At 77.1% G+C, this 1,810-nt stretch carries 2 protein-coding genes; both read right to left on the bottom strand.

All coding sequences use genetic code 11. The features are described from left to right. Positions 1 to 50 precede the first annotated feature (50 nt). Entirely contained in the window at positions 51 to 1,406 is a 1,356-nt protein-coding gene (lysA, locus tag ACFXB5_RS53640) for a diaminopimelate decarboxylase (protein WP_385223354.1), read from the bottom strand. An 11-nt stretch (positions 1,407 to 1,417) separates the two neighbouring features. Then, positions 1,418 to 1,810, bottom strand: a 393-nt coding sequence (locus ACFXB5_RS53635; protein WP_385223352.1) for an SAV_915 family protein, incomplete at its 5' end; no start/stop codon positions are given.

Raw genomic sequence — 1,810 nt, 5'->3', positions numbered from 1 at the left:
CCCCCCCCCCCCCCCCCCCGGGGGCCTTGGGCCCCGCGCCCCTCCCGTCGCTACAGACCGACGTCCCGGCGACGGATGTCGTCCAGCGACTCACGCCGGATCAGCAGCCGCGCCCTGCCGTCGGCCACGGCGACCACCGGCGGGCGGCCGACCAGGTTGTAGCCGGACGCCATGGACAGGTGGTACGCGCCCGCCACCGGCACCGCGAGCAGATCCCCGGGGCGGATGTCGCCCGGCAGCTCCGCCTCGCCCGCCAGCACGTCCCCGGCCTCGCAGTGGCGTCCGGCCACGGTGGCGGGGGCGAGCGGCGCCGTACCGGCGCGGCCCACCAGCCGGGGCGCGTAGCGCACTCCGTACAGCGCCGGGCGGGGGTTGTCGCTCATCCCACCGTCCACGGCCACGAAGGTGCGGTGTCCGGTGCGCTTGACGGCCAGGACCCGGTAGAGCGCGACCCCGGCCGGTCCGACGACGGCGCGGCCCGGTTCGATGATCAGCCGTGGTACGGGCAGCCCGGCCGCCGCGCAGCTGTCGGCCAGTTCGGCACGCAGCCGGGGCCCGAGCGCGGCGATGTCGAGGGCGGGCTCGCCGGGGCGGTAGGCGATGCCGTGCCCACCGCCCAGATCCAGCTCGGGGAGGGTGACCCCGTGCTGGTCCCGGACCCGGGCCAGCAGCCCGACCATGCGCCGTACCGCCGCCAGATAGGGCTTGGCGGAGGTGATCTGGGAGCCCAGGTGGCAGTGCGGGCCCGCCAGTTCCAGGCGCGGCTGGTCGAGGATCCGGGCGATGGCGTGGTGTGCCGAGCCGTCGGTGAGCGACAGGCCGAACTTCTGGTCGTCGGTGCCGGTACGGACCTTGGCGTGGCCGCCCGCGGCGATGCCCGGCGCGACCCGGACCATGACCTTCTGGCGGCTGCCCTCGGGCACGGCGACGGCCAGCCGGGCGATCTCCGAGGGGCTGTCGATGACGATGCGCCCGACCCCGAGGCGCAGGGCGGCCTGGAGGTCGTACGGGCTCTTGGCGTTGCCGTGCAGCACGATGTGCTCGGGCGGGAAACCGGTGGTGACCGCGAGCTCCAGCTCACCGGCCGAGCACACGTCCAGGCCCAGGCCCTCCTCCTCCGCCCAGTGCGCCATCGCGCGGCACAGGAACGCCTTGGCGGCGTAGAGGACGGCGGCCTCCGGGAACGCCTCGCGGTAGGCGCGGCAGCGGGCCCGCACCTCGGCCTCGTCGAGGAGGTACACCGGGGTGCCGAAGCGGTCCGCGAGCTCGGTGAGCGGCACTCCGCCGACGGCCAGGTCGCCGTCGGCGAGCGGGACGGCCGAGGCGGGCCAGACGGACAGCGCGCCGTCGCGGGGCGGGGTGTGGGGCGCGGGGTGTGCGGTGCCCGGGATCAGCGGCGTGACCATGGCGTCCTCCCTCAGCCGAGCCATGCGCTGAGGACCCCGACGAGGGCCGCGGCCCCCGCCACCCGCAAGGCGCCGACGGCCTGCGGGCCCCATGTCCGCGCGGTGTCGTGGCGCTCCGGCGTCGGCGGTGCGACCGCGAGCGCGGTGTCGCGGCGGCGCGACGACGTCGGCGGTGCGATGTCGCGGACCGCGAGGCGCGGATCCACGGTGAGCGAGGTGGCGCCGAGCGGCTCGGCGAGGGCGCGCAGCGCCGGTTCGCCGAGCCGGATCCACGGCTGCCGGGCGCCGAGCACCGCGGCCAGCCGCCGCCGGGTGGAGAAGCCGACGGCGGTGCGGCCGCAGTGGGGCGTACGGAAGACGCGCAGGGCGCAGCCGGCGGGTCCCGGCCGGACGGGGACGTACAG

This window comes from Streptomyces sp. NPDC059455, from assembly GCF_042750115.1.
Classification (GTDB): domain Bacteria; phylum Actinomycetota; class Actinomycetes; order Streptomycetales; family Streptomycetaceae; genus Streptomyces; species Streptomyces endocoffeicus.
The sequence above is the reverse complement of the archived record's forward strand: the minus strand, read 5'-3'. Positions and strand labels throughout refer to the sequence as shown.